Source organism: Rhizobium sp. SG2393 (genome assembly GCF_042610495.1).
Lineage (GTDB): Bacteria > Pseudomonadota > Alphaproteobacteria > Rhizobiales > Rhizobiaceae > RU20A.
Genome location: NZ_JBHGAP010000012.1, coordinates 26,217 through 51,381, shown reverse-complemented (window position 1 = coordinate 51,381; position 25,165 = coordinate 26,217). Strand labels below are relative to the sequence as shown.

At 65.9% G+C, this 25,165-nt stretch carries 24 protein-coding genes and 2 pseudogenes; 13 read left to right on the top strand and 13 right to left on the bottom strand.

Annotated elements, in window-relative coordinates; genetic code table 11:
* The first annotated feature begins 215 nt into the window (after positions 1-215).
* The 8 genes from ACED18_RS19100 (at position 216) to ACED18_RS19065 (ending at position 8,746) form a co-directional block, all read left to right on the top strand.
* Positions 216-809: an NAD(P)H-dependent oxidoreductase gene (locus tag ACED18_RS19100; protein ID WP_377295221.1), complete on the top strand. Its 594-nt coding sequence runs from the start codon at positions 216-218 to the stop codon at positions 807-809.
* Position 810: 1 nt separating this feature from the next.
* Positions 811-1,914 carry a dimethylsulfone monooxygenase SfnG gene (gene sfnG / locus ACED18_RS19095; RefSeq protein WP_377295220.1) on the top strand — a complete coding sequence of 368 codons (1,104 nt, stop codon included), beginning with the start codon at positions 811-813 and terminating at the stop codon, positions 1,912-1,914.
* Positions 1,915-2,203: 289 nt separating this feature from the next.
* The gene (locus ACED18_RS19090) at positions 2,204-3,130 is read left to right on the top strand and encodes an ABC transporter ATP-binding protein (protein WP_377295219.1); all 927 of its coding nucleotides are present in this window, start codon (positions 2,204-2,206) and stop codon (positions 3,128-3,130) included.
* Positions 3,130-4,026, top strand: a complete 897-nt coding sequence (locus tag ACED18_RS19085) for a branched-chain amino acid ABC transporter permease (RefSeq protein ID WP_377295218.1) — start codon at positions 3,130-3,132, stop codon at positions 4,024-4,026. The genes ACED18_RS19090 and ACED18_RS19085 overlap by 1 nt, the downstream gene beginning before the upstream one ends.
* 2 nt (positions 4,027-4,028) lie before the next feature.
* A complete protein-coding gene (locus tag ACED18_RS19080) occupies positions 4,029-5,078 on the top strand; it encodes a branched-chain amino acid ABC transporter permease (RefSeq protein WP_377295217.1) in 1,050 nt (349 codons plus the stop codon).
* A 111-nt stretch (positions 5,079-5,189) separates the two neighbouring features.
* Entirely contained in the window at positions 5,190-6,533 is a 1,344-nt protein-coding gene (locus ACED18_RS19075) for an ABC transporter substrate-binding protein (RefSeq protein WP_377295216.1), read from the top strand.
* Positions 6,534-6,678: 145 nt separating this feature from the next.
* Entirely contained in the window at positions 6,679-7,455 is a 777-nt protein-coding gene (locus ACED18_RS19070) for an ABC transporter ATP-binding protein (protein ID WP_377295215.1), read from the top strand.
* Positions 7,456-7,498: 43 nt separating this feature from the next.
* Entirely contained in the window at positions 7,499-8,746 is a 1,248-nt protein-coding gene (locus ACED18_RS19065) for an SfnB family sulfur acquisition oxidoreductase (protein ID WP_377295214.1), read from the top strand.
* A gap of 129 nt (positions 8,747-8,875) precedes the next feature.
* Here the strand turns inward: ACED18_RS19065 and ACED18_RS19060 are convergent, their stop codons facing one another.
* From ACED18_RS19060 to tauA, 4 genes are all read right to left on the bottom strand, one after another.
* Entirely contained in the window at positions 8,876-9,526 is a 651-nt protein-coding gene (locus tag ACED18_RS19060; RefSeq protein ID WP_377295213.1) for an RBBP9/YdeN family alpha/beta hydrolase, read from the bottom strand.
* 213 nt (positions 9,527-9,739) lie between these two features.
* A complete protein-coding gene (locus ACED18_RS19055; protein ID WP_377295212.1) occupies positions 9,740-10,615 on the bottom strand; it encodes an ABC transporter permease subunit in 876 nt (291 codons plus the stop codon).
* The gene (locus ACED18_RS19050) at positions 10,612-11,415 is read right to left on the bottom strand and encodes a taurine ABC transporter ATP-binding protein (RefSeq protein ID WP_377295211.1); all 804 of its coding nucleotides are present in this window, start codon (positions 11,413-11,415) and stop codon (positions 10,612-10,614) included. The genes ACED18_RS19055 and ACED18_RS19050 overlap by 4 nt, the downstream gene beginning before the upstream one ends.
* A 177-nt stretch (positions 11,416-11,592) precedes the next feature.
* Complete coding sequence (gene tauA / locus ACED18_RS19045; RefSeq protein WP_377295210.1) at positions 11,593-12,606, bottom strand: taurine ABC transporter substrate-binding protein; 1,014 nt, start codon at positions 12,604-12,606, stop codon at positions 11,593-11,595.
* 289 nt (positions 12,607-12,895) lie between these two features.
* Between tauA and ACED18_RS19040 the strand changes: the two genes are divergently transcribed.
* From ACED18_RS19040 to ACED18_RS19025, 4 genes are all read left to right on the top strand, one after another.
* A complete protein-coding gene (locus ACED18_RS19040; protein ID WP_377295209.1) occupies positions 12,896-14,278 on the top strand; it encodes an FAD/NAD(P)-binding protein in 1,383 nt (460 codons plus the stop codon).
* A gap of 313 nt (positions 14,279-14,591) precedes the next feature.
* Entirely contained in the window at positions 14,592-15,545 is a 954-nt protein-coding gene (locus tag ACED18_RS19035; protein ID WP_377295208.1) for a sulfonate ABC transporter substrate-binding protein, read from the top strand.
* Positions 15,545-16,384, top strand: coding sequence for an ABC transporter permease subunit (locus ACED18_RS19030; RefSeq protein ID WP_377295207.1), 840 nt, complete (start codon positions 15,545-15,547; stop codon positions 16,382-16,384). The genes ACED18_RS19035 and ACED18_RS19030 overlap by 1 nt, the downstream gene beginning before the upstream one ends.
* On the top strand, positions 16,384-17,145 hold the full coding sequence (locus ACED18_RS19025) for an ATP-binding cassette domain-containing protein (protein WP_377295206.1): 762 nt from the start codon (positions 16,384-16,386) through the stop codon (positions 17,143-17,145). The genes ACED18_RS19030 and ACED18_RS19025 overlap by 1 nt, the downstream gene beginning before the upstream one ends.
* A 98-nt stretch (positions 17,146-17,243) precedes the next feature.
* Here the strand turns inward: ACED18_RS19025 and ACED18_RS19020 are convergent, their stop codons facing one another.
* Both ACED18_RS19020 and ACED18_RS19015 read right to left on the bottom strand, forming a co-directional pair.
* Positions 17,244-18,281 (bottom strand): ABC transporter permease, encoded by a 1,038-nt coding sequence (locus ACED18_RS19020; protein WP_377295205.1) that lies wholly within the window; start codon positions 18,279-18,281, stop codon positions 17,244-17,246.
* A pseudogene (locus ACED18_RS19015) lies at positions 18,278-18,445 on the bottom strand (sugar ABC transporter ATP-binding protein); the annotation flags it as partial. The gene ACED18_RS19020 and the pseudogene ACED18_RS19015, both read right to left, overlap by 4 nt.
* Here ACED18_RS19015 and ACED18_RS19010 point away from each other — a divergent pair.
* Positions 18,443-19,063: pseudogene (locus ACED18_RS19010) on the top strand (substrate-binding domain-containing protein); the annotation flags it as partial. The pseudogenes ACED18_RS19015 and ACED18_RS19010 sit on opposite strands and share 3 nt — an antisense overlap.
* A gap of 271 nt (positions 19,064-19,334) precedes the next feature.
* On the opposite strand, the gene ACED18_RS19005 reads toward ACED18_RS19010, so the two are convergent.
* From ACED18_RS19005 to ACED18_RS18975, 7 genes are all read right to left on the bottom strand, one after another.
* Complete coding sequence (locus ACED18_RS19005) at positions 19,335-20,564, bottom strand: acyl-CoA dehydrogenase family protein (protein WP_377295204.1); 1,230 nt, start codon at positions 20,562-20,564, stop codon at positions 19,335-19,337.
* Positions 20,565-21,533: 969 nt separating this feature from the next.
* Positions 21,534-22,067 (bottom strand): cytochrome b, encoded by a 534-nt coding sequence (locus tag ACED18_RS19000; protein WP_377295203.1) that lies wholly within the window; start codon positions 22,065-22,067, stop codon positions 21,534-21,536.
* Between the two features lie 11 nt (positions 22,068-22,078).
* Positions 22,079-22,855 (bottom strand): anti-sigma factor family protein, encoded by a 777-nt coding sequence (locus ACED18_RS18995; protein ID WP_377295202.1) that lies wholly within the window; start codon positions 22,853-22,855, stop codon positions 22,079-22,081.
* The gene (locus tag ACED18_RS18990; protein WP_377295201.1) at positions 22,852-23,361 is read right to left on the bottom strand and encodes a sigma-70 family RNA polymerase sigma factor; all 510 of its coding nucleotides are present in this window, start codon (positions 23,359-23,361) and stop codon (positions 22,852-22,854) included. Before ACED18_RS18990 ends, ACED18_RS18995 begins: the two co-directional genes overlap by 4 nt.
* Before the next feature lie 5 nt (positions 23,362-23,366).
* On the bottom strand, positions 23,367-23,756 hold the full coding sequence (locus ACED18_RS18985) for a hypothetical protein (protein WP_377295200.1): 390 nt from the start codon (positions 23,754-23,756) through the stop codon (positions 23,367-23,369).
* Between the two features lie 87 nt (positions 23,757-23,843).
* Positions 23,844-24,398: a YceI family protein gene (locus tag ACED18_RS18980; RefSeq protein ID WP_377295199.1), complete on the bottom strand. Its 555-nt coding sequence runs from the start codon at positions 24,396-24,398 to the stop codon at positions 23,844-23,846.
* A 158-nt stretch (positions 24,399-24,556) separates the two neighbouring features.
* Positions 24,557-25,123, bottom strand: a complete 567-nt coding sequence (locus tag ACED18_RS18975) for a cytochrome b (protein WP_377295198.1) — start codon at positions 25,121-25,123, stop codon at positions 24,557-24,559.
* Positions 25,124-25,165: the final 42 nt, after the last annotated feature.

Here is a 25,165-nt window from a genome sequence, read left to right as displayed (position 1 = left end):
CCCGACAGCCGCTCCGGAAACCAGCCAATCCACGGCCGATTCCTCCAGTCACTGGGTGACGGTTTCAGCGCCGACGCAAACGGGACAGTCGGCGACGTTTTTCGTCGAAAGCGACCTTTGGGGGAAAGAAAGTCCCGCGATGACGGCGAGGTTAGGAGAAGCGTCTTTGTTTATCGACAAAAACTATAGAAAATAAAAATTAACTGGAGGCCAGAATGAACATCGTCGCAATCAACGGCAGCACATTCAGCCCGTCAAGAACGGGCGTGATCATCGGTTTGCTGGCCGAGATCGTCGGCCGCAATCTGTCGCAGCCGGTCGACCGGATCGACTTGGTGGAGGCGGCGCCTGTCCTCTTTCGGGCCCTGCGCAGTGACGCGCTCGACATCGAGGGCCGCAACATCGTGGATCGCGTCGAGGCGGCGGATGTGCTGGTCGTCGGCTCGCCGGTCTATCGCGCCTCCTATACCGGCGCGCTGAAGCATCTCTTCGATCTCGTTGATTATCGCCTGCTCGCCGGCAAGGTCGTCGTGCTCGCCGCGACGGGCGGCACGCCGCTTCACGGCCTGATGATCGATCATCAGTTGCGGCCGCTCTTTGCCTTCTTCCAGTCGATCGTCGTTCCGACCTCTGTCTATGCGACGACGGCCGATTTTGCCGACTACAGCCTGATCAACGACGAGGTCCGGGCGCGCGCCGAGCGGGCAGCCGCCGAGGTGGCCGCGCTCGCCACCCACATCGCGCCGGGCGTCCGGATTACCCAGGGCACCGCCGGCGCCCGGACTTTTCTTTCAAGAGGGAGACTTTGACATGACCGAGACCAGCAGCAACGCTGTGAAATTTGCCTACTGGGTGCCGAACGTTTCCGGCGGCCTGGTGATTTCCAACATCGAGCAGCGGACATCCTGGACGATCGACTACAACCGTGAGCTCGCGCAGATCGCCGAAAAGGCGGGCTTCGACTATGCGCTGAGCCAGATCCGCTTCACGGCCGGTTACGGCGCGGAGTTCCAGCACGAGTCGGTCTCCTTCAGCCATGCGCTGGCTGCCGCCACGACGAAGCTGAAGATCATCGCCGCCATCCTGCCGGGTCCGTGGAACCCGGCGCTCGCGGCCAAGCAGATCGCCACCATCAACCACCTGACGAACGGCCGCATCGCCGTCAACGTCGTCAGCGGCTGGTTCCGCGGCGAGTTCAAGGCGATCGGCGAGCACTGGCTGGACCATGACGAGCGCTACCGCCGCTCCGAGGAGTTCATCCGCGCGCTGCGCGGTATCTGGACCGAGGACAGCTTCACCTTCCGCGGCGATTTCTACCGCTTCGACAATTATTCGCTGAAGCCGAAGCCGATCGATCCGCAGCCGGAAATCTTCCAGGGCGGCTCTTCGCGCGCGGCCCGCGACATGGCGGCCCGCGTCTCCGACTGGTACTTCACCAACGGCAACACGCCGGAAGGCATTGCCAAGCAGGTTGACGACATCAGGCAGAAGGCGCGCGAAAACGGCCATTCCGTCAAGGTCGGCGTCAATGCCTTCGCGATCGTGCGCGAAACCGAGGAAGAGGCCCGCGCCGTGCTCGACGAGATCGTCGCCAAGGCCAATCCGGAAGCCGTCAATGCCTTCGGCCACGAGGTGAAGAATGCCGGCAAGGCCTCGCCCGAGGGCGAGGGCAACTGGGCCAAGTCCACCTTCGAGGATCTGGTGCAGTACAATGACGGTTTCCGCTCCAACCTGATCGGCACGCCGCGCCAGGTGGCCGAGCGCATCGTGGAGCTGAAGCGCGCCGGCGCCGACCTGATCCTCCTCGGCTTCCTGCATTTCCAGGAAGAGGTCGCCTATTTCGGCGAGCACGTGATCCCGCTGGTGCGCGAACTGGAAGCGCAGGAGACGCCCGCGGCCATCGCGGCGGAATAGAGCATGATCCGACCGGAGTGAAACGAGGATCGACAAGATTATGCTTTCAAAAAGAGCTTAGAGCGCCGATCTGATCCTGTCGGATCGAACAGCGCTCTAAGCGGGCGAAGGTCGCAGGACCGGTCGCGACAGCACCCTTAATCCTCCGAAGGACGCGGCGTCTCCGGGCGCCGCGACGGGGTGCGCGTGGCCGCCGGCAAGCCCCCCGGTCCTGCGGCCGGGCGATGCACGCGACCTTCCGAACACCCCACGCGAGTGCCCTCGCAAGGATCAGACTGGTGAGTGAGAGATGACCCTATCCCAGCATGCCTTTTCGCGCTTCGGCAGCCAGCCGATCCCGCCCGAGATCGCCGAACATCTGGCCGATCGCCCGGTGGAGCACGGCGATGACCGGCCACGCTCCGCCGGTCCGGTGACGGGCGCCGGCCATCCGGCGCTGGCGCTTGAGGATGTCACGCTTTCCTTCGGCGGGGTCACGGCCCTTTCCGGCGTCGATCTGTCGGTGCGCCACGGCGAGATCAAGGCGATCATCGGGCCGAACGGTGCGGGCAAGAGCTCGGTGATCAACATCATCAGCGGCGTCTACCGGCCGGACCGCGGCACGGTCGCCATCGACGGCAAAAGGCACCGGGCCGTGCCGACCGAAAAGCTGGCCGCCCTCGGCATCGCACGCACCTTCCAGAATCTCGCGCTCTTCAAGGGCCTGAGCGTCATCGACAACATCGCGACCGGACGCGCCTACCGCGCCCGTACCTCGTTTCTTTCGCAGATCGCCGGCCTGCCGGCCGCGCGGCGGGAGCGGGATGAGGCGCGCGAGCGGGCAAAGGCGCTGATCGGCTTCCTGCATCTCGATGCCTATGCGGAGCGGCTTGCCGGCACGCTGCCATACGGCGTGCAGAAGCGCATCGAGCTTGCCCGCGCGCTCGCCGCCGAGCCGCGCATCCTGCTGCTCGACGAACCCATGGCCGGCATGACGGCGACGGAGAAGAACGAGCTGGCGCAGTTCGTCGCCGCCGCCCGCACCGAGTTCGGGCTGACGGTCGTGCTGATCGAACACGATATCGGCGTCGTCATGGAGCTCTCCGACAGCATCGCCGTGCTCGACTACGGCCGCAAGATCGCCGACGGCACGCCGGACGAGATTTCCGCCGACCAGAAGGTCATCGACGCCTATCTCGGCGTGGCGCCTGAAAATGAAGACGGGGAGGGCATCTGATGGCCGATTTCGACTGGTTGTTCTTCACCGAAGTGCTCGTCGGTGGCCTGTTGTCGGGCGTCATGTATTCGCTCGTGGCGATCGGCTTCGTGCTGATCTACAAGACCTCTGGCGTGCTGAATTTCTCGCAAGGGGCGCTGCTCCTCTTTGCGGCGCTCACCTTCGTCAGCCTCGTGGAGCGCGGCGTTCCCTTCGCGCTCGCCTTTGCCGTCACCTTCGCCATCATGGTGGTGATCGGCATCGCCATCGAGCGCACGGTGCTGAGGCCGCTGACCAACAAGCCGCCGATCACCCTCTTCATGGCCACGCTCGGCCTGTCCTACATCATCGAGGGGGCCGCGCAGCTTCTGTGGGGTACGCAGGTGCACGGGCTGGAACTCGGCATCGAGGACGTGCCCTATGATGTCGCCGGGGTATTCATCAGCCAGTTCGATGTCTTCGCCGCGCTGACGGCGGCGCTGATGGTCGCTCTGCTCTCGGCCTTCTTCCGCTACACCCGCATCGGTCTCGGCTTCCGCGCCGTGGCGGACGACCAGCTCGCGGCACTTGCGGTCGGCCTGAAGCTGCCCTGGATCTGGGCCAGCGTCTGGGCGGCGGCGGGCCTGATCGCGCTCGTTGCCGGCCTTCTGTGGGGTGCGCGGCTCGGCGTGCAGTTCTCGCTGTCGCTGGTGGTGCTGAAGGCGCTTCCCGTGCTGGTGCTCGGCGGCTTCGACAGCATCCTCGGCGCCATCATCGGCGGCCTGCTGATCGGCGCCTCCGAAAAGCTCGCCGAGGTCTATATCGGCGAATATTTCGGAGGCGGCATCGAGGGCTGGTTTGCCTATGTCGTGGCGCTCGCCTTCCTCCTCATCCGTCCCTCCGGCCTCTTCGGCCAGAAGCTCGTCGAAAGGGTGTGACCATGAGCACCACCACGCTTGCCCTTCCGTCCGCCGCGGGTTTTTCGGTCACGCCGAAGGCGCTCGGTGTCGCAGCCCTTCTCGTCGTCGCCTATGGCGTCGTGCCCTTCATCGGCTCGTCCTATGTGTTCGAGGCGCTGCTTCTGCCCTTCCTGGCGCTCAGCCTCGCCGGGGTCGGCCTCAACATCCTGACGGGCTATGCCGGGCAGGTGTCGCTGGGCTCCGCCGCCTTCATGGCCGTCGGCGCCTTCGCGGCCTATAACTTCAACCTGCGCATCGAGGGCCTGCCGCTGATCGCGAGCCTCATCCTGGCCGGGCTTTCGGCGGCGGCCGTCGGCATCGTCTTCGGCCTGCCGAGCCTTCGCCTGCGCGGCTTCTACCTCGCGGTATCGACGCTCGCCGCCCAGTTCTTCGTGCAGTGGGTGCTGACGAAGTTTTCCTGGTTCTCCAACAATTCCGCCTCCGGCGTCATCGACGCGCCGCCGCTTTCGCTCGCCGGCATCTCCTTCGAGGGCCCGGTCGGCCGCTATCTCTTCGCGCTGACCATCGTCACCGTGCTGACCTTCCTCGCTTACCGTCTCGTGACGTCGCAAACCGGCAGCAACCTGATTGCGGTGCGCGACAACGAAACGGCGGCCCGCATCATCGGCGTGCCGGTGCTGAAGACCAAGCTGCTCGCCTTCGCCGTTTCCTCCTTCATCATCGGGGTTGCCGGCGCGCTCTGGGCCTTTGCCTATCTGCGCACGGTGGAGCCGGCCGGCTTCAATCTCGACCGGTCCTTCCAGATCCTCTTCATCATCATCATCGGCGGTCTCGCCACCATTCGCGGCGCCTTTCTCGGTGCGGCGCTGATCGTGGTCTTCCCGCTCATCCTGTCGCGGCTCGGCGCCTTCGTCTTCGGCGACATCTTCGACTCCGGCGTGCTCGACATGACGCAGCGCATCGTGCTCGGCGTGCTCATCATCTCCTTCCTGATCCTCGAACCGGATGGCCTCTCGGCCCTCCTCGACCGGCTCAGGCGACGCTTTGCGGCCGTCTTCAGACGGGCGTGAGAAACCGGGGGTGCCCCAGGGCGTCCCCTTCAGCAGAAAACAGACCTGAAACCCAGAAACCAACGGCAGCGGCGCATCCCGCGCCTGCCGAACAGAGGAGCCTTGCCTGCCATGAGCCTGATATCCAAGATCAAGATTGCCGCGCTTGCCACCGGCATCAGCCTTGCCGCCCTTGCCGGCACCACGACCACCGTGCTCGCCGACGAGCAGCATTTCCCGCTCCAGAGCTATCGTGTCGGTCCCTATGCGGCCGGCGGCACGGGCTTCTTCGGCGGCTTCATCGACTATCTCAACCTCATCAACACCCGCGACGGCGGCGTCAATGGCGTGAAGCTCACCTGGTCGGAAGCCGAGACCCAGTACGAGGTGGAGCGCGGCGTGGAAGCCTATGAGCGGCTGAAGAGCAACCCCGGCATCGCCGCCTGGAACCCGCTGTCGGTCGGCATCGCCTATGCCATGATCGACCGCATCACCGCGGACAAGGTGCCGCTGATCACCATCAACCACGGCCGCACCGATTCGACCGACGGCCGCGTCTTCCCCTACGTCTTCCCGCTGCTGCTCAACCCCTACAGCGAGACCTCCGGCATCGTGAACTACATCGCCTCCAAGGAAGGCGGGCTTGAAGGGCTGAAGGGCAAGAAGATCGTCGTGCTCTATCACGGCTCGCCCTACGGCAAGGAAACCATCCCGATCTATGAGCTGCTGGCTGAGAAGTACGGCTTCGAGCTGCAGCAGATCGAGGTGCCGCATCCCGGCAACGAGCAGCAGTCGCAGTGGCTCGCCATCCGCCGCGCCAAGCCCGATTATGTCGTGCTGCGTGGCTGGGGCGTGATGAACCCGGTGGCGCTCAAGACGGCCGCCAAGACCGGCTTCCCGGTCGATCACATCATCGGCAATGTCTGGTCGAACTCCGAGGAAGACGTGATCCCGGCCGGCGATGCCGCCAAGGGCTACACCGCCATCACCACGCAGGCCTCCGGCGCCGAGTATCCCGTCGTCAAGGAGATCGTGAAGACGCTCTATGACCAGGGCAAGGGCAACCTCGAGGACAAGAAGCGCATCGGCTCGGTCTACCACAATCTCGGCATCGTCAACGGTATCCTGAACGTCGAGGCGATCCGCATCGCGCAGGAGAAGTTCGGCAAGCGCACGCTGACGGGCGATGAAGTCCGCTGGGGCTTCGAGCACCTTCAGCTCGATCCCGCCCGCGTCGAGGCGCTGGGCGCCAAGGACCTGTTCCACTCCATCAACGTCACCTGGGACAATCACGAGGGCAATGGCTACGTGACCTTCCAGCAGTGGGACGGGAAGAAGTGGAACGTCGTCTCCGACTGGATCGCCCCGGACTGGGCCCTGCTGCGCCCGATCATCGAGAAGTCCTCTGAAGCCTATGCGGCCGAAAAGGGCATCAAGATCCGCACCGCCGAAGACGCCGCAGCGGTCGTCAACTGATGTCGTCGCTTTCCGCGCGGGGAGACACGACACCCTCGCGCGGACAGCGGTCGGGTGCCGCCGGCGAAGCTCACCTCGCCGTCGGCGCCCGGCCGTCTCTCCTTCACGCACCCCGTCGCATCGCTCATCGGAAAGGATCGCCGGCATGACCGGGCAACGTCCGCTTCTCGCTGTCACTGGCCTCAAGGCCACCTACAGCCATTCGATCACCGCGCTCGAAGGGGTCGATCTGTCGCTCGCGCCGGGCGAGATCCTTGCGATCCTCGGCGGCAACGGCGCCGGCAAGACGACGACGCTGAAGGCCGTCTCCAACCTGCTGCCGGCCGAGCGCGGCCAGGTCACGGCCGGCGACGTGCACTATGAGGGCCAGACGACGCTGACGCGCAGCCCGGCGGATCTGGTGCGCGCCGGCCTCGTGCAGGTGCTCGAGGGACGCCACTGCTTCAAGTCTCTGTCGGTGGAGGAAAACCTCGTCGCCGGCGGCCTCGGCCGCGGGTCCGGCCGTTCTGAGATCGCCGAGGATCTGGAGAAGGTCTACACCTGGTTTCCGCGCCTGAAGCAGAAGCGGCGCACGGCATCCGGCCTCACCTCCGGCGGCGAACAGCAGATGACGGCCATCGGCCGGGCGCTGATGTCGCGTCCGCGTCTTCTCATCCTCGACGAACCCTCCATGGGCCTCGCCCCCATCGTCGTGCAGGACATTTTCCGCGCGCTGCGCCGTCTGAATGCGGAGGAGGGCCTGTCCATCCTCGTCGCCGAACAGAACTCGGCGATCGCGCTCGCCTATGCCGACCGCGCCGTGATCCTCGAAAACGGCCGGACGGTGCTGGAAGGCACGGCCCGCGATCTGAGGACGCGCGGCGACGTCCGCGCCTTCTATCTCGGCCAGAAGGCCGCGCCCGCGATCGTCGCGGCCCAGTGACAGCCCAAGGACAAACCGGAAACATCAACCAAGGAGTGACGCCATGACCCTGAACAGCGTGAATACCAAGGACGCCGCAAGCGGTGTTCCTGCCTTCCCCAAGCCCACCGAGCCGGCCCACATCATCCGCGACGATGCCGAAGCGATCGCCGTTGCCAGGGCGCTCGCCAAGGAGATCGCGCCGGGTGCCGCCGAGCGCGACCGTGACCGCATCTGGCCGGTCAAGGAGCTCGACGCCTTCTCCCAGAGCGGCCTCTGGTCGATCAACGTTCCCAAGGCCTATGGCGGCCCGGAAGTCTCCTATGCCACCCTCGCCAAGGTGATCGAGATCGTCTCGGCCGCCGACAGCTCCATCGGCCAGATCGCCCAGAACCATCTCAGCGTCGTCGCCGCCATCCGCACCGTTTCCGACGAGGCCCAGAAGACGCTTCTCTTCGGCGAAGTGCTGAAGGGTGTGCGCTTCGGCAATGCCTTCTCGGAGTTCGGCTCCAAGCGCGCCGTCGATTTCGAGACCAAGTTCGTGGATGACGGCGATCACGTGATCGTCAACGGCCAGAAATTCTACTCCTCCGGCGCGCTTCTCGCCCATCTCGTCCCGATCGTCGCGCTCGATGGCGAGGGCCGCGCCTGGTATGCCATCGCCGAGCGCGACGCGCCGGGCCTGACCGTGATCGACGACTGGTCTTCCTTCGGTCAGCGCACCACGCTGTCGGGTACGGTGCTGCTCAACAATGTGCGCGTGCCGAAGACGCATCTGGTCCCGGGCTACAAGGGCTACGAGGTGCCGACGGCCGATGGCGCGATCTTCCAGATCATCCAGGTCGCCGTCGATACCGGCATTGCCCAGGCCGCCATCGACGAAACCATCGCCTTCGTGCGCACCAAGAGCCGCGCCTGGGTGGACAGCGGCCTCGACCATGCCTGGCAGGATCCCTACACGATCCAGGCGGTCGGCGACCTGACCCTGCGCCTGCATGCCGCCCAGGCCCTGCTCGAAAAGGCGGGACACGCCATCGACCGCGCCATTCTCGACCCCAATGCGGAAACGGTGGCCGAAGCGCAGATCGTCACCGCCGAGGCCAAGGTGCTCTCGACCGAGATCGCCATTGCCGCGACGAACAAGCTCTTCGAACTCGCCGGCACGCGCTCCACGCTCGCCGAGCACCATCTCGACCGCCATTGGCGCAATGCCCGCACCCACACGCTGCATGATCCCGTCCGCTGGAAATATGCGATCCTCGGCAACTATTTCCTGAACGGCGAAAAGCCGCCGCTGCACGCCTGGAGCTGAGCGGCACAGCGAAGCCGAAGGGATGAACAGGCTGGCGGCGCCCGTCTCGCGACGGGCGCCGCAACCAATTTGTGGGGCAGGATGACAAAGGCGGGCGATCTGCAGAGCGTCAGAAGGGGAGGCGCCGCCTCAGCGATGATCCTGCAAGCCCTGTCCGGGCGCGAGCGCATCGACGGGCTGGCGAAGGGCTGTCGCGCGCCGCTGCATCTGGTGACGCCGGTCGATCTCGCGCGTCTTGACGCTGTTCAGCAGGTGGTAGCCGAGCGGCCAGCGGCCGTGGCCGCTGGCGATGTTGATGTGGCCGCATGCACCGAGATCGACGAGATCGCTGCCCCAGAGACTGGCAAAGCGGCGTGAGGCGCCGAAGCTCATATAGGGATCGTTGCGGCTCGCAACGATGACGCTCGGAAACGGCAGCCGGCCCGTCGGCATCGCGCCGAAATCGACGATACAGGGATGCATCGCCTCCACGCGCTCCAGATCGCACGGCGCGACCAGCAGGGCACCGCGCACCTTTGCCGCAGACGGCCGGCCGGCGAGCTTGGCGGCGAGGATCGCGCCGAGGCTGTGGGCAACGAGCCAGACGCCCTGGCTTGCCGAAAGCGCCGCATCCAGCCGGCTTTCCCAGGCGGCCAGGCGCGGGCAGGTCCAGTCCTCCTGCACCAGCAGTCTGGCCCCCGGATTGTCACGCGCCCAATGGGCCTGCCAGTGACCGTCGCCGGAACCGTTCAGGCCGGGAAGGATCAGGGTGTCGATGGGAGTCTCGGGAGGCTTCGACATGGGCAGCGGCTCCATTGCGATCGCCGGTAGTATCGACAATTGCCCATCGCCGGCGAAGGATCGCACTTCTATTGTCTACAAGGTCAGTAGATTATTTTTTGCCCGCCGCGCCTGCGTCGATGTGGACAGACGGGCCAGAACAGGAGATCAAAGGGCAGAGGACGCGGAACCGTCGGGGTCCCGCGTCCTCCATCGTCCGTCCCGTGCCCCGTCTCAGCGCTGCCGCGCCGGGTCCGCCCAGGGCACGAAGCGCCGCTCGATGACGCGCGCCAGCCATTCGAGCGCGAAGGCGACGACGGCGATGACGGCGATGCCGGCAATGACGATATCGGTCACGAGGAACTGGGCGGCCGACTGGATCATGAAACCGAGGCCGCGCGTGGCCGCCACCAGCTCCGCCGCCACCAGCGTCGACCAGCCCGTTCCGAGCGCGATGCGCACGCCGGTGAGGATGGAGGGCACCGAGGCTGGCAAAAGCACCCGGATCAGAACCTGTCCCCGCGTTGCCCCGAAGGCGCGGGCGGCATTGACGAAATCCTTGGGCACGCCACGCACGCCGGCACTGGTCGACAGGATGATCGGCGGCAGCATGGAGAGCGCGATCACCGTCACCTTCGAGGCTTCGCCGATCCCGACCCAGATGATGATGAGCGGCAGATAGGCAAGCGGCGGCAGCGGGCGCAGGAACTCGACGATCGGATCGAGAATGCCGCGGCCGACACGGCTGATGGCAATCAGAAGCCCGACGGGCACGCCGATGGCGACGGAGACGCCGAGGGCGGCAAGCACGCGCCCGAGGCTCGCCGACAAGTGTTCGAGAAGGGTCGAGTCCACGAAGCCGGTCGTGACGAGATTGGCGAAGGAAACCGCGACGACGGCCGGCGAGGGGAGGAAGACCGGCGAGACGACGCCGAAGGCCGCCGCCAGCCACCAGGCGGCAACCAGCGCCAGGCCGGTCAGCACGGAGATCGCCAGTGTCGGGATGCGCAGGCGGCGGCGCAGCGCCGGGCGGCTGTCGTCTGCGGCCGGCGGGGCGGCGGTCGTCCTCGATGCCTGCGCGGGCGCGTAGCTGTCGGCGAGAATGGTCATGCGGCGAGCTCCTCCTGGGCGACGTCGTGGATCAGCGCAGTCAGGCCGTCATGCATGCTGCGGAAGAGGGCGGACTGGCGCACCTTGCGCGGATCGGCGCCCGTGAGGATCTCGCCGGCAAAGCCGGCTTCGAGGATGGTGCCGATATGGCCGGGGTTCGGCGGCAGCACGACGATGCGGGTGGCGAGCAGCAGCGCCTCGTCGATGCTGTGGGTGATGAGCAGCGCCCCGGCCCGGCTCGTCTTCCAGATGTCGAGCAGGAAGAGCTGCAGCTTCGAGCGCGTCAGCGCGTCCAGCGCGCCCAGCGGCTCGTCCAGCAGAAGGAAGCGTGGCTCCGCCGCCAGCGCCCGGGCAATGCCGACCCGCTGGCGCATGCCGCCGGACAGCTCCCAGATCCGCCGGTCGCCGGCCCCTTCCAGTCCGACGCGCACCAGAAGGTCGTCGGCCGCCCGGCGGCGCTCGGCAAGCGGCACGCCCTTCAGCGTCAGGGGAAAGGCGATGTTGTCGCGCGCCGTCAGCCAGGGGTAGAGCGCATCGTCCTGGAAGACGACGGCGCGCTCCGCACCGGGGCCGGAAACCGGCTGGCCGTCGATGAGCACGGCGCCCGAGGTCGGCGTCTGGAAGCCGGCCGCGAGATTGAGAAGGCTGGTCTTGCCCGAGCCGGAGCGGCCGATGATGACCACGAACTCGCCGCTCGAGACGGAAAGATCGATCCCCGCCAGGACAGGAACGGCAGGGCTTGCACGGTCCCGGCCGGGATAGGTGAGGCTGACGGCATCGAAGGTGAGGCGGCTGGTCATGGTCGCGGTTCCCGAGGCGAGAGCATAATCCGACCGGAGTGAAACGAAGATCGACAAGATTATGCTTTAAAAATGAGGGCTTGGAGCGCCGATCTGATCCTGTCAGATCGAACCGCGCCCGAGAGGCCGAAAACCGGCGCGCTGCCGCCCGCCGGTTTCCATCGTGTCTGTCCGGTGTCAGAAGGAGAGCTTGGCGGCGTCCTTCACCCAACGCGGGGAGACATAGGCGCTGTAGTCGTCGAGCGTGGCCGGGATCTTGCCCTGTTCCTTCAGGAAGGCGGAGGTCGCCGCAACGGCCTTCACCGTGCCACCGCCGAGAAGATCGGCACCGGCCTGCTCTTCGAGCGTCGGGAAGATGTAGCCCTTGAGAAGCGCCGGAACCTCTTCCTGCTTGGCACCGGTGAGGCGGGCGATCTTTTCTGCCTCCGGCGAGGTCGCCGACCAGGCATCCGGCTTGGCGCGGTAGGCCGCCGTCGCGTCACCCGTCACCTTCACGAAGGTCGCGACGAGATCGGGATGGGCATCGGCAAAGCTCTTGCTGACGATCCAGGCATCGAAGGTCGGGCCGCCCCAGGTGGCAACATCGGCCGACGTTGCCAGAACCGTGCCGGTCTTCTTGATCTCGGAGAGAACCGGATCCCAGACATAGGCGCCATCGATATCGCCGCGCGACCAGGCGGCGGCGATTTCCGGCGGACGCAGGTTGAGGATCTCGACCGACTTCGGATCGATGTTCCAGTGCTTGAGCGCCGTCAGCAGGCTGTAATGGGCGGTCGAGACGAAGGGGGTGGCGATCTTCTTGCCGGCCAGTTGCTCCGGCTTGTCGATGCCGCGCACGGCCAGCGCTTCCGCCTCGCTGATCAGGCCGACCAGCGCGATGGTCTCGATCGGCAGCTGGCGGCTGGCGGCGGCGGCGAGCGGCGAGGAGCCGACATAGCCGATGTCGAGCGAACCCGACGCGATGGCCGCGATCACATCCGCGCCGCTGTCGAACTTCTGCCAGTTGATCTTGGCCTTGGTCGCCTTTTCATAGGTGCCATCCGCCTGCGGCACGCGCGACGGCTCGACGATCGGCTGGTAGCCGATATTGATCGTGACATCGGCGCTGAAGGCCGAGGACACGGACAGCGACGTCGTCAGCAGGGCAGCGGCGGCAAGCACGCCAAGGGAACGGCGGGAAATCGGGTTCATGGGGGTCTCCGGGTCGGTGTTTCCACTGCCATTGAATCTATACAATCCATATCTTCTATAGAGATATGCGAAAGCGCCGCCGTGCCGTTCTTGAGGCCGGCCATTCTAATTTTCCCACGCTTCGAAGCATGAAAATTCGCGTTGTGGCGCCGTGGCTTGGCCGCCGCTCGGCCGCAGGGGCCGCAATAGCGCTTGCTTCTCGGCCCACATACCCTACTATATCGGTAGAGTATGCGTGATTTCAGTCACCGGCCGTCAAACGGCCCAGCTCGACCGGAAGGAGCCCCGGATGACCCTCGTTCCTGCCTCGCCGTCCCCCAGCCGCATTGCCATCGACCGTCTGCCACGCATCGCCATCGTCGGGCGTGGACTGACCGGCATCGCGACGGCCATTGCCCTGCTGAAAGCATGCCGCCAGCCGTTCCATCTGGTGATCTACGATCCCGATCCGAAGATCGAGGTGGCGGGCGAGATCGGCTGGTCGCGATCCGGCCTCGTCAACAGCCGGGTACGCGACCTTTCGATCGATCCCGGCCTGCCGCTCGATTTCGGCACATGGCTGGAAACCGACGGCGCGGCCCTGTCGACACCCCTGGAGGGATCGGCCGACCTGCACGCCTTCGTCTCCGGCGACATCTTCAGCACCTATGTCTATCAGCGCTTTGCGCAGGCGCACCGGGCCCGCACCGATGTGCTGGTCCAGTTGCATCAGGATATCGTGACGGCGGTGGATCGGCAGCCGGACGGCCTGCTCAGACTGCGCTCCGGCACGGACGAGGGTGCCGTGGCCTTCGATGCGGTGTTTCTCGCGACCGGCTACGGCCTTCGTCCCGCGCCGGTCACGGCAGCAACCGAGGCGACATCGGCGCATGTGGCCGTTCTCGGCGGCGGCGTGCATGCGGTAGATCGCGCGCTCCATCTGCTCTCCAGCGGCGCGGCCTCGCATGTCACCCTCGTTTCGGCCTCCGGCTTTCTGCCGCAGCCGCACGCCCCGCAAGGCGTCGGCGCAGTGCCCACGACCGCGATCGACCGCCCCTTTCCGAAGACGCTGCGCGGCGCCTTCCGCCATCTGCGCGAGGCGGCCAACCATGCCGCCGAAGCGGGAACGGGCTGGCAGGGCATCATGAACGACTTCCGCATCCATGCTTACGGGCTCTGGCAGTCGCTCGGCGTGGAGGAGCGCCGCCGGTTCAAACGCCATGTCAAGCCGATCTATGACAGCCACCGCAACCGCCTGCCGCTCAAGCAGTTCGAGGCGCTGAAGCGCGCCATGGCGGTCGGGGCGATCACGGCGCGCAAGGCCCGCGTGGAGCGGAGGGTGTCCAACGGCATTCTCCTCTCGACCCCGGCCGGCGTCGAGGTTCTGGCGGTCACGTCAGTGATCGATTGTCGCTTGCGCCCGGCGGCCGTGGATTCCCCGCTGATGCGCGGGCTCATCCGCGATGGGCTTTTGACCCGTGACGAACTCGATCTCGGCATCGCCGTCGATACGACCGGCCAGGTGCTGGGCACAGAGGGCAAGGGGGCAGCGCTCTTCGCCATGGGGCCGCTCGGCCTCGGCAGCCTGCCCGACATCGACCTCGCCCCGCAGATCGTCCAGCAGGCCTTTGCCGCCGCCGGAACGATCCATGACCGGCTGCTGAGCCGCAAGGCCGCAGTAGTTACGGCGTAGGCACGGTTTGGAAACGCGGCGCGGCGTGCCGGAGGGAACCGCACAGGATCTCGCCGCCCGCTCGGATCTGCATCATACCTCTCTCGGCGGCATCGACTGAGGGGGCGGGCGCCGGCGGGGAATTGCGGTTCCGGACACCGGATCCACGGCCACCGGAACCGATTTGTCCTCGACCGCCATCAACCGGGCCCGGAAATTCCCGATGGGCCCGGACGAAAGTATTTTATTCCTGTGAAATCCATAAAAACTATCGGATTTTCTGTCAGGCCTCGCAGAATGGTCGGGGCAGGGGATTTCAAACAGGAGTTTTCCGATGCGCATCACCAGACGTGGCTTCACCGGATTGTTGGCAGGTACCGCCGTCCTGCCGCTTGTCGGCGCGAAAGCTGCCTTCGCCGATGAGAAGGTCGTCCGCATCGGCTTCCAGAAATACGGGACGCTCGTACTGCTGAAGGGCAAGGGTCTGCTGGAGAAGAAGCTGGCGGCGATCGGCTACACGGTCCAGTGGACGGAGTTTCCGGCCGGGCCGCAGCTTCTCGAAGGCCTGAATGTCGGGGCGGTCGATTTCGGCTCGACCGGCGAGACGCCGCCGATCTTCGCGCAGGCCGCCGGTGCCCCGCTCGTCTACGTCGCCCATGAGCCGCCGGCCCCGCGCGGCGAAGCGATCCTCGTTCCCAAGGACAGCCCGATCAAGACGGTCGCCGACCTCAAGGGCAAGACGGTCGCGCTCAACAAGGGCTCCAACGTGCACTATCTCCTCGTCAAGGCGCTGGAGGAGGCCGGCCTTGCCTATACGGATATCAAGGTCTCCTTCCTGCCGCCGGCCGATGGCCGTGCCGCCTTCGAGCGTGGCGCCGTCGATGCCTGGGTGATCTGGGATCCCTTCCAGGCGGCGGCAGAAGTCGCCATCGAGGCGCGCGAACTGCGCAATGGCGAGGGCATCGTGCCCAATCATCAGTTCTATCTCGGCGCCCGTCCCTTCGTGGAGGCCCATTCCAAGGCCGTCGATGTCGTCATCGAGGCGATTGCCGAAATCGACGAATGGACGAAGGCCAATACGGCCGCCGCGGCCGCCGAACTCTCGCCCTCCGTCGGCATTCCCGAGCCGGTTCTCGTGCGCGCTCTGGATCGCCAGTCCTACGGCGTGAAGACGCTGGACGCGGCCGTCGTTACCCAGCAGCAGGCCATTGCCGATACGTTCTTCTCGCTCGGCCTGATCCCGAAGAAGCTCACCATCGCCGATGCCGTCTGGAAAGGCGGGGCGTGATGGCGGAGGTCGCGCTGGCGCCGCATGAGGCCGGACGGGAGAAGGCGGCCTCCGTCCGCTCCCGCATTCTCTGGGAGCGGCTTGCCCCGTGGGCCCTGCCGCTCTTTCTCCTCGTCATCTGGGAGATCGCGGCACGGGCCGGCTTCGTGACGGCGCGGCTGATGCCGGCGCCGAGCACGGTGGCGCTGGCCGGCTGGACGGCGCTCCTCGACGGAACGTTGCTCTATCATACGCTCGTTTCCACGCAGCGTGCCCTGATCGGCCTTGCCATCGGCGGCGGCCTCGGCTTTGCCGCCGGCATCGTCAACGGCCTGTGGAAGCCGGCCGAAACCCTGCTCGACAGCACGCTGCAGATGCTGCGCAACATTCCGCATCTGGCGCTGATCCCGCTCGTCATCCTCTGGTTCGGCATCGATGAGACGGCCAAGATCTTCCTCGTGTCGATCGGCGTCTTCTTCCCGATCTACATCAACACCTTCCATGGTGTGCGCACCGTCGATCCGCAGGTGGTCGAGATGGCGCAGATCTACGGGCTCGATCGCAAGGCGCTGATCACGCGCATCATTCTTCCCGGTGCGCTGCCGTCGATCCTCATCGGCCTTCGCTATGCCCTGGGTTTCATGTGGCTCACGCTGATCGTCGCCGAAACTATCTCCGCAAATGCCGGCATCGGCTACATGACGATGAATGCGCGGGAGTTCTTCCTGACGGATGTGGTACTGCTCGGCATCATCATCTATGCGCTGCTCGGCAAGGTCGCCGACAGCCTGACGCGGCTGATCGAAAAGCGGGTGCTGGCCTGGCATCCCGCCTACCAGGGCGCAGGGGAGAAACGCTGATGGCGGCCGTGGAACACTGGACGCGGCAGGGGGCGCACGCGCTCGCCACCGATGGCGGTCTGGCTATCTCCCTGTCGCGTGTGGAAAAAGCATTCGGCGCGCTTCAGGTTCTCAAGCGCTTCGATCTCGACATTCCCGCCGGGCAGTTTGTTGCCGTTGTCGGCCGCTCCGGCGGCGGCAAGTCCACGCTGCTGCGCCTGATTGCCGGGCTCGACCGGCCGACGGCCGGGCAGGTGGCGATCGACCGGGCTGCGGTCGAGGGCCTGAACCCGCAGGTGCGGCTGCTGTTCCAGGAGGCCCGGCTGGTGCCCTGGCAGCGGGTGGTCGAAAATGTCGGCATTGCACGCGGCCCGGACTGGCGTGCGGCGGCAACCGAAACGCTTTCCGCCGTCGGCCTTGCCGGTCGCGAAAACGACTGGCCATCGGTTCTCTCCGGCGGCCAGCGCCAGCGCGTCGCGCTCGCCCGCGCGCTCGTCAGCCGGCCGCAGATCCTGCTGCTCGACGAGCCCTTCGGCGCGCTGGACGCCTTGACGCGGATCGAAATGCACAAGCTGCTGGAGGGCATCTGGCGGGAGCGCGGCTTCACCACGGTTCTCATAACCCATGACGTCGCGGAAGCGGTCGCACTCGCCGATCGCGTCATCGTGCTGAAGGAAGGGGCGATCGCCCTCGACATCGCCGTCGATCTCGAACGTCCCCGCCGCGAACTGGCCGACCCCCGCGCCGTCGATCTGCAGCGGCAGATTCTGGAAACGGTCTGATGCACGGACGGGGCGGGATAAAACCCCGCCCCGTCGCCCTCGGCCGTCTTCGTGTCGCTTCCCCCGCCTTCAGGATCAAAACCCCGCGACCAGCGCCCTCAGTCCGCGCTGCGGCTGACCCCGTAGGTCAGCGCCAGCGCGCCGACGAGGACCGCGCCCTTGACGAAATCCTGGGTGTAATAGGGGGCGTTGAGCATGGTCAGGCCATTGAGAAGCACGCCCACGAAGACGGCGCCGACGGCGGTTCCGAGCACGTTGGGGCGGCGCAGGCCGAGAACGGCAAAGCCGATCAGCGAGGCCGCGACGGAATCCATCAGCAGCGACGCGCCGGAGGAGACATCGCCGCGCCCGACGCGGGCGGCCACGATGATGCCGCCGAGCGACGCCAGCGTGCCGGACAGCATATAGGCGAGCACTTTCAGCCGCGCCGTATTGGCCCCGGCCAGCCGGGCCGCCACCGCGTTGCCGCCGATCGCAAACAGGAGCCGGCCCGTACGGGTGCGTTCCGTCAGCACATGCAGCAGGATCGCGACGACGAGCATCAGCACCACCGGGAGCGGCACGATGCCCGCCAGGCTCGAGCGTCCGATGAGAAGGAAGGCCGGATCCACCTTGCCGGTCGCCGTGCTGCCATCCGGCAGGATGAGGCCGGCGGAAATCGAGCGCCCGGCCGTCGGGATCAGTTGAAGCCCCGTCAGCAGGAACATGACCGAGAGCGTCGCGAGAAGATCCGGGATTTTCAGCCGCACGATCAGGAAGGCGTTGAAGGCGCCGACCAGCGCGCCGAAGGCCAGCACCAGTGCCACGGTGGCGCCTGCGCCGAGGCCCAGGACGATCATAGCGTAGCTCGCGGCCATGACGCCGGAGGCCGCGACCGCGCCGACCGACAGATCAAAGCCGCCGATGGCGAGCGTCACCGTCACCCCCGCGCCGATGATCGCCACAACGGCAACCGCCTGCAGGATGCTCATGAGATTGCTGAGCGTGAGGAAGGCCGGCTCGGCGATGCTGAACAGCAGGAGAAGAGAGGCGAGCAGGATGAACACCGCGCCCCGCCGTATGGTCTCCTGCACCAGGCGCGTGCGCGAAGCGGTGGCGGCGGTGGTTTGGTTGGGATTGTCAGTCACCGTCGTCATGGGGCGGACCTTTCAAGCGCGAAGGGAAGGGCGGGTGCCGGTTCGATGGCGCGCAGGGCATGCTGGTCCATGACGAAGACCCGGTCGGCCACTTCATGGGCCTCTTCGGGATCCGATGTGGCGATCAGCGTGGCGCGGTCGCGGTGGCTGCGGATGGTGGCGATCTGGCCGAAAGCGCGCTCGATCAGGCGCTGAAGGACAATGGCACGGCCTTCAAGGCCGGCTATGTCTACGTGGCCGGCTTTGCGCCGCTCGACCGCCGCAACGAGGTTTGGGAAAAGGTCAAGGCGGCCAATCCCGGCATCGTCGAAGCCGCCCGCTTCGGCGTCGTCAGCGACACGACCGCGACCAGCACGGCCGACCAGGCAAAGGCTGCGCTGCGGGCCAATCCCGACATCTCCGTCGTCTTCGCGCCCTATGACGAGTTTGCCCGCGGCGTGAAGCTCGCCGCCGTCGATCTCGGCATCGCCGACAAGCTGAAGATCTATTCGGCCGACATCTCCACCGCCGATATCCAGGAAATCGTCGAGCCGGGCAGCCCGTGGGTGGCAACCGCCGCTACCAACCCCGCGGTCGTCGGCGCCGTCTCCGTTCGCGCCGCCGCCCTGCAGATCGCTGGCGAAACCCTGCCACAGACCGTCGTCGTCGAACCCGTGCTCGTCACGCAGCAGCAACTGCGCGATGCCGGCGTCACCACCATCGATGAACTCGCCAAGAAGATCCCGGCCTTCTCGACCAGCGCCGCCGCCACCGCATCCTGGATCCCGCTCGCCGCCTTCTAAAGCGCGGTCCCCGCAAGACAGAAAGGCCGGAGCAAGGGGCGCGATGCGCCTTTGCTCCGGCCTTTTTCGTGATGATCCCGGGCCTGCATTGCCCCGGCCCGCGTCAGAACGGGGTCAGCCGCTCGCCGGCCGGTCGCTCGCTTGCCGGTCCCAAGGCAGCGCCTTGGGTTGCCAAGCCTCACACGCTGCGATCGGGCGCGCCGGCACCCGATCCATCAAGCCCCCGGAAGGGCCGCAAACGCCGGCTGATCTCTTCCAGACGGAAATGCTGTCACGCCGGCGCCTGGCCGATGCGCCACTGGTAGGGCGGCGGCGTTCCGTTGACGGCGAAATCGCCGACGATGCGATCCTTGTAGATGCGCGGATTGTGGGAGGCGAGCGTGCGGGCATTGCGCCAGTGCCGGTCGAGCCCGGCCGGCTTGCGTGCCGCCGATGCGCCGAGCGTGTCGAAGAGGATCGTGGCGGCCTCCAGCACCAGATTGGTGACGACGGTCAGCGCCTGTGAGGTCTCGATTTCGGCAACGACATTGGCCCGCTCCTCGGCCGCCGGGTCTCCGGAAAAATGCGCCTGATAGGCACGCTCCAGAGAACGCGCCACCTGCAGCACGATGGCGGTTGCGGCATAAGCATTCGAGCGGATGCGGCCGACGACCTGCAGGACCTGCGGATCCTGGCTGGAGCGCGGGCCGGCGGCATTGGTATAGTGGCGCGTGCGCTTGGCGACCGCTTCCGCCGTCTCGTTCGCGATCGCGCGGCCGATGCCGGCGAGCGTGGCGAGGTGGACGGTCTGGTAGTAGCCCGCGCCATAGCGGAACTGCACCTCGTCGGGCACGACATCGAGCGGATCGACGGCAACATCGGTGAAGGTCGCCGTGCCCGATGCCGTCAGGATCTGCCCGAAACCGTCCCAGTCGTCGAAGACGGTCACACCGGCTGCATCACGGCGCACCTGCGCGGCACTGCTGGCGCCATCGAGCCCGGTCACGCCCACATTGATCCAGTCCGCAAAGAGAGAGCCGGTCGTGTAGTATTTCGCGCCGTTGACGACCAGCCCACCATCCTTCTCGCTGACGCGCGTCGAGAAGGCCGCCTGGCTGGCATTGCCGATTTCCGTCCAGGCATTGCCGACGAGATCGCCGGCCACGATCCGCTCGACCCACCGCGAGCGCTGCGGTCCCGTGGCGCGGTTGACGACCTCTTCCACGAAACCGAAGTGGCCGCGCAGCGCCTGGGTGATGTTGGAATCGGCGGCCGAGAGTTCGATCAGCAGGTTGAAGAGCTCGGGAAGCGTCGCACCCGCGCCGCCTTCCGCCTCGGGAATGCGCACAGCCCCAAAACCGGCCGCCTTCAGCGCCGCAATCTCGCCGACCGGCAAGCCGCGCTCCAGATCCCGGCCGACCGCGCCCCTGGCGATCTCCGCAAACAGCGGGCGAAAGCGTTCGGCGAGAGCTTCATAACGCGCCGTGGGCCCTTCGCCCCAGGCAGTGTCGATCTGTGTCATGCTGATGGTCCCTGAAAGATGAGGCACGATGCCAAGCAGCATCGCTCCATTTGGAATGCAGGCGTTTTCCATCCACCGGCGGGGACGTGGAATCCGCACTGTCCGCGGCAGCATAGGGCCGCGGAGAACAGAGGAATAGAAAATATATGTTTTATATATAGAATAGGAGCGTGGTTTTGACCCCGTTCCGGGCGCGGCGGACAATCTGGTTGCGCCGCCGTGACTTAACATGGCGTCCGATGGATGCGGCGGGCTTGGACCGGGAGCATGTTTTCGTCGGCAACGAAGGCACGTCCGGCATCATGCCCGCTTCCTGACACCATGGGCATTGGTGTCCACGTTGCACTTGAAAATAGAATGTACCCAGCGGCCAGCTTTTATCGGATAAGCTTAATTATGGAACAATCTGCTGAGACAGTGGCCCAGCACACTCTCACGAGATCAGACGCAACAGACTTCGACGATCGGGCAACGACTGCGCAATGGCATGCTGACCGAGCAGCACGCCGAGACAGTGACTGCGGACAGGCGCTCCCCGAACGGAATCGTCCCGTGATCGTATAGGGCGATGCCTGACGCAAACCGCTCTTTCGTTGCTTCAGCCAGAATGCGCAAGCCGGAAGCAATCGCACCATTTCCATCCGCCCTGCGAGCCGGTCCGACACGCGCGGCACGGTCTGTTCGCCTGACATATCCGACCGGAACCTGCCGTGCGGCGTCCAGGGTCGTCTTTCCGGATTGCCGTGGCCCGACGATCCGCACAAGCCGCGGATCCGACAGGGCGTCCGCTACCCGTTGCGCGACAAGCCTTTGATACAGCGCCACGGCCATCCTCGTTCAGCGAGCTTCGCAATGACTGCGATGATCAAATGAAAGTCAGGGGTTGTGACCGTTTGAAAGTCTGGCGACGACCAAATGTCACGAGATGATGGCCGCCGGCAGGCAGAAGACGGGCTTTGCCGACGCAGTTCACGGCCGCGATGCGCGCCGCACGGCATGGAAAATCGCGGCGCTGGCATGGATCGCCACCACAGCCGCCGCGCCGTAGGCGAGCCATGCGTGGGTTGTCGACCAGAAGGCCTCGGCGGCATCGGATATCTCTATCGGCAGGTTTGGCACCAGGACGAGGTTGAACACATAGCTCGGAATGTTGAGGGGAGAGCTGGAGGCAATCGCCCAGCCGGCCAGCGGCACCGCCAGCGTGAAGACAAGGAGCGCCGTATGAACGGCGCGCGCGGCCATCGCCTCGAAGCGATGGGAGGCGGATGTGTTTACGGGCTTCAGACTGGTGAGCGACCAGAGAATGCGGATCGTCGCCAGGGCGAGCACGAGAAAGCCTGTGGATTTGTGCCACTGGTAAAGGTCGAACTGAAGCTCCGGCTGCTCTGCGGTCCACTGCGTCATCAGACCGAGCGGGATTTGCCCGATGAACAGGACCGCGATCGCCCAGTGAAGGCAGCGGCTCACGAGGCCGTAGGATGTCCGGGTGTTGCGCCACATCATGCTGCCGTCCTTCAAATCAGCTGGGCGTAGGCGGCTTTGGCGATGGCTTGCAGCCGGTCGCGCGGCAAGCCGCCGACGACCGCGCAATTCACGTTCTCGTCCGTCCAGGTCACGGTTTCCAGCCCCTTGATGCTGGCATAGTGGAAGGCGGTCTCGCGACTGGATGCCACCGGCGCGACGTAGAGCGTCAGGCGCTCTCCGCCGGCATCCTCGTACATGATCTGCGCGGCCGGCGTGCCGTCGGCCGCGGGCAGAAGCCGCCCGCCGACGAGGGTGAGCCCGAAGGGGCTGAGATCGGGAATCGACAGGTTACGGTCAAGCCGCTTCGACAGCCAGCCCTTGAGATGCGCACTGTCCTCGGCCCGCACTTCGACGGGGTGCATGACTTCGCTGCTGAAGAGGTCGTGCGCCTCGACCGCCTGTGCCACGAGGGGCTCGGCGGCACCATGCCGGCCCGTCACGATCGCGTGTCCGAACCAGCCGGCACCCATCCCGAAGGCGACGAGTGCCGCGGCCGCCGCGGCCCGAGCCCAGGTGGTGGCCCGCATGGCCGGCCGCGGCCGCTGCCATTCCCGCACGCGCAGGCGATCCGGCACGGCTTCGGCCGCGACAGGTCCATAGAGAGCGCCCAGTCGCCGGTTCTGCTGGCGCCACTCCTCGACCAGGGTCGCGGCTGCCGCATTGCTCGCAAGATACTGCTCGATCCGGTCGCGATGCACGCCCTGCACTTCACCATCGACATAGGCGAGGAGGTCGCTCTCCGTGATATCCTGTTCCGTGCTGCTCATTTGATGGCCTTCAAAGTGGGTCTGCCGTTTTCGCTCGTCATCTGCCTGAGGGCGCCGCGCGCCCGTCCGAGGCGCGACATCAGCGTTCCCACGGGAATGTCCAGCACCTTGGCCGCCTCCGCATAGCTGAGGCCTTCGACCGCGACGAGAAGCAGCGCTTCGCGTTGCTCGTCCGGCAGGCGCTGCATGGCATCGGCAGTTTCGAGAAGCACGGCACGCTCGGCCTGCGAGGCCGGCACGCCGATCCGCTCGGCAAGCGCGTCCATCGGCATGAGTTCGACATCCCGCTTGCGATCGCGGATCGTATTGCGATGCAGGTTGAGCAGGATCTGGAAGAGCCATGGCCGGATCGGGCCTATCGGCCGCCAGAGCGCGCGCTTGACGATCGCGCGCTCCAGGGCATCCTGAACGAGATCGTCGGCGCTGTCCCGGTCATGGGTCAGCGCCCGGGCATAGCGGCGCAGCGCCGGTATGCAATTGGCAATGTCGTTCAGGATATCTCCCATCGTCATCAGTCCCTGGCGATGTGCCAGACGCCGCCCACGCCATCGCCCGTCACGTCGCCGGGCTTCTTGTCGTTCTGCCACACATAGAGCGGCATGCCCTCATGGGCCCACTGCATCGTGCCGTCCTGGCGCTTGACGAGCGTGAACTCTGCGCTCGCCTGCGCGCCCTTGGCTGCCACCAGCGGCGGCCACTTTTTCGCGCAGCTGTCGTAGCAGGCCGAGACGCCCTTCTTGTCCTTGTCGAAGGTATAGAGGGTCATGCCCTTGTCATTGGCAAGAACCTCGCCCTTGGCGGTTTTCACCTCGGTGATCGCACCGCTGGCATAGTCTTCCGCAGCGGCGGCCGGAACGGCAAGCGCCAGCATGGCGCCCATCAGAAAATAGGCTCTGGTCATGTCATGTCTCCTTGAGGATGGCGCGGATGCACAGGCAGCCGCATCGGTTGAAAATTCGGGTGCTGGAAGGCTCATCCACGGCGCGCGTTAGCGCAGGCCATGCAGCTTCATGTCGAAGCTGACGGTGTTGGAATAGATCGGCACGCCGACCCCCATGCCGTAGGGCACGCGGAAGATGTCCCCCGTCACGTGGAAGGAAATCCGGCTTCCGGCTTCGTTGGCGAGCGTCGCCTGGAACGTGGCGTTTCGCGTCGTCCCGCGCGCCGTCAGCACGCCCAGGATCGTGGCGCTCTTCGGACCGGTCTGCTCCACGCGCGTCGAGCGAAACGTGATCTCGGGGTAATCAACGGCGTCGAAGACGGCGCCGGATCGCAGGAACGTATCGATGCGGGGCTGCCCCGTCGTCACGCTTTCCGGCCGAATGACAATCTCCACCCTGGAATGGGCGAGGTTCTGGCGGTCGATGTCGAAGCTGCCGTCGACCGCGGGAATGGCCCCGGTGATGCCGCCCCCACCCACCTGGTCAACGTGGAACCCGATGTGGGAGGCCGGGTCGATCCGATAATGCTGCACCTCAGCCGCGGCGACCGCGGGGACGGCGAAGGCAAGAACGGCGGCGCAGCGGATGAGAGTGGCGATCATGTCCAGAACCCCTGTTGCGAGACGACGTTTGCCGTCCGATAGGAGATGAACACCGGCGCCGGCGCTTTAATCCCGGCACGCGCCGATTTTTTCCGTGCGGGGGTGGGTGGCGCTGAAACGGGAGGGACGTTGGCTCTCAGCGCAACGTGTGAACGCCGTCAGAGCATCCGTTGCAGAACGTCCGCATCGCTGCCACGGTCCTTGAGCCGATGCTTGAGTGCGCCCGCGACATGAAGACCGATGCAGGCGAGCATGAGATAGGCGCTGTATTTGTGAAGCGCCTGAAACACGAGGAAAGCCGTATCACTCTTCGGGAGGATCTCCGGTATCCGTGCGACGACGAAGAACGGCACGCCGTCGCCATCCGGCAGGCTGCTGGACATTGCGTAGCCGAGCAGCGGCGTCAGGAGCGTCAGCGCCATGAGCACGCGATGCACCCCGAGCGAGAGCCGCTGTTCCCACTGCTTCAGCGTTTGCGCCATATGCGGGAGTTGAGAACCATATCTCCAGCGCAGCCCCAGATGAACGACGGCAAGCAGCCAGACCAGAACGCCAATCTGCTTGTGGTCGGGATAAAGGAACCCCGCCATGACATCGTCCTCGGCGCGCCCTGTCATGTAGAGCCCTGTCGCCAGCAGGGCGACGATCAACGCGGCCCGGATCCAATGCACAGCGCGAATTGAAGCGGGATATCGGTTGCGGACACGTGGAAGACCCGTCTTCATTTCCAACTCCAGAGATCACACGCCGGTCTCAGCGCCGGTGAC

Excerpts from the sequence above, each read along its gene's own strand:
- ACED18_RS19080 (WP_377295217.1), top strand. The coding sequence starts at position 4,029 with ATGAGCACCACCACGCTTGCCCTTCCGTCCGCCGCGGGTTTTTCGGTC.
- ACED18_RS19100 (WP_377295221.1), top strand. The coding sequence starts at position 216 with ATGAACATCGTCGCAATCAACGGCAGCACATTCAGCCCGTCAAGAACG.
- ACED18_RS19065 (WP_377295214.1), top strand. The coding sequence starts at position 7,499 with ATGACCCTGAACAGCGTGAATACCAAGGACGCCGCAAGCGGTGTTCCT.
- ACED18_RS18995 (WP_377295202.1), bottom strand. The coding sequence starts at position 22,855 with ATGAGCAGCACGGAACAGGATATCACGGAGAGCGACCTCCTCGCCTAT.
- ACED18_RS19090 (WP_377295219.1), top strand. The coding sequence starts at position 2,204 with ATGACCCTATCCCAGCATGCCTTTTCGCGCTTCGGCAGCCAGCCGATC.
- ACED18_RS18990 (WP_377295201.1), bottom strand. The coding sequence starts at position 23,361 with ATGGGAGATATCCTGAACGACATTGCCAATTGCATACCGGCGCTGCGC.
- tauA (WP_377295210.1), bottom strand. The coding sequence starts at position 12,606 with ATGAACCCGATTTCCCGCCGTTCCCTTGGCGTGCTTGCCGCCGCTGCC.
- ACED18_RS18985 (WP_377295200.1), bottom strand. The coding sequence starts at position 23,756 with ATGACCAGAGCCTATTTTCTGATGGGCGCCATGCTGGCGCTTGCCGTT.
- sfnG (WP_377295220.1), top strand. The coding sequence starts at position 811 with ATGACCGAGACCAGCAGCAACGCTGTGAAATTTGCCTACTGGGTGCCG.
- ACED18_RS19075 (WP_377295216.1), top strand. The coding sequence starts at position 5,190 with ATGAGCCTGATATCCAAGATCAAGATTGCCGCGCTTGCCACCGGCATC.
- ACED18_RS19000 (WP_377295203.1), bottom strand. The coding sequence starts at position 22,067 with ATGATGTGGCGCAACACCCGGACATCCTACGGCCTCGTGAGCCGCTGC.
- ACED18_RS19060 (WP_377295213.1), bottom strand. The coding sequence starts at position 9,526 with ATGTCGAAGCCTCCCGAGACTCCCATCGACACCCTGATCCTTCCCGGC.
- ACED18_RS19040 (WP_377295209.1), top strand. The coding sequence starts at position 12,896 with ATGACCCTCGTTCCTGCCTCGCCGTCCCCCAGCCGCATTGCCATCGAC.
- ACED18_RS19005 (WP_377295204.1), bottom strand. The coding sequence starts at position 20,564 with ATGACACAGATCGACACTGCCTGGGGCGAAGGGCCCACGGCGCGTTAT.
- ACED18_RS19025 (WP_377295206.1), top strand. The coding sequence starts at position 16,384 with ATGGCGGCCGTGGAACACTGGACGCGGCAGGGGGCGCACGCGCTCGCC.
- ACED18_RS19070 (WP_377295215.1), top strand. The coding sequence starts at position 6,679 with ATGACCGGGCAACGTCCGCTTCTCGCTGTCACTGGCCTCAAGGCCACC.
- ACED18_RS19055 (WP_377295212.1), bottom strand. The coding sequence starts at position 10,615 with ATGACCATTCTCGCCGACAGCTACGCGCCCGCGCAGGCATCGAGGACG.
- ACED18_RS18975 (WP_377295198.1), bottom strand. The coding sequence starts at position 25,123 with ATGAAGACGGGTCTTCCACGTGTCCGCAACCGATATCCCGCTTCAATT.
- ACED18_RS19050 (WP_377295211.1), bottom strand. The coding sequence starts at position 11,415 with ATGACCAGCCGCCTCACCTTCGATGCCGTCAGCCTCACCTATCCCGGC.
- ACED18_RS18980 (WP_377295199.1), bottom strand. The coding sequence starts at position 24,398 with ATGATCGCCACTCTCATCCGCTGCGCCGCCGTTCTTGCCTTCGCCGTC.
- ACED18_RS19035 (WP_377295208.1), top strand. The coding sequence starts at position 14,592 with ATGCGCATCACCAGACGTGGCTTCACCGGATTGTTGGCAGGTACCGCC.
- ACED18_RS19085 (WP_377295218.1), top strand. The coding sequence starts at position 3,130 with ATGGCCGATTTCGACTGGTTGTTCTTCACCGAAGTGCTCGTCGGTGGC.
- ACED18_RS19030 (WP_377295207.1), top strand. The coding sequence starts at position 15,545 with ATGGCGGAGGTCGCGCTGGCGCCGCATGAGGCCGGACGGGAGAAGGCG.
- ACED18_RS19020 (WP_377295205.1), bottom strand. The coding sequence starts at position 18,281 with ATGACGACGGTGACTGACAATCCCAACCAAACCACCGCCGCCACCGCT.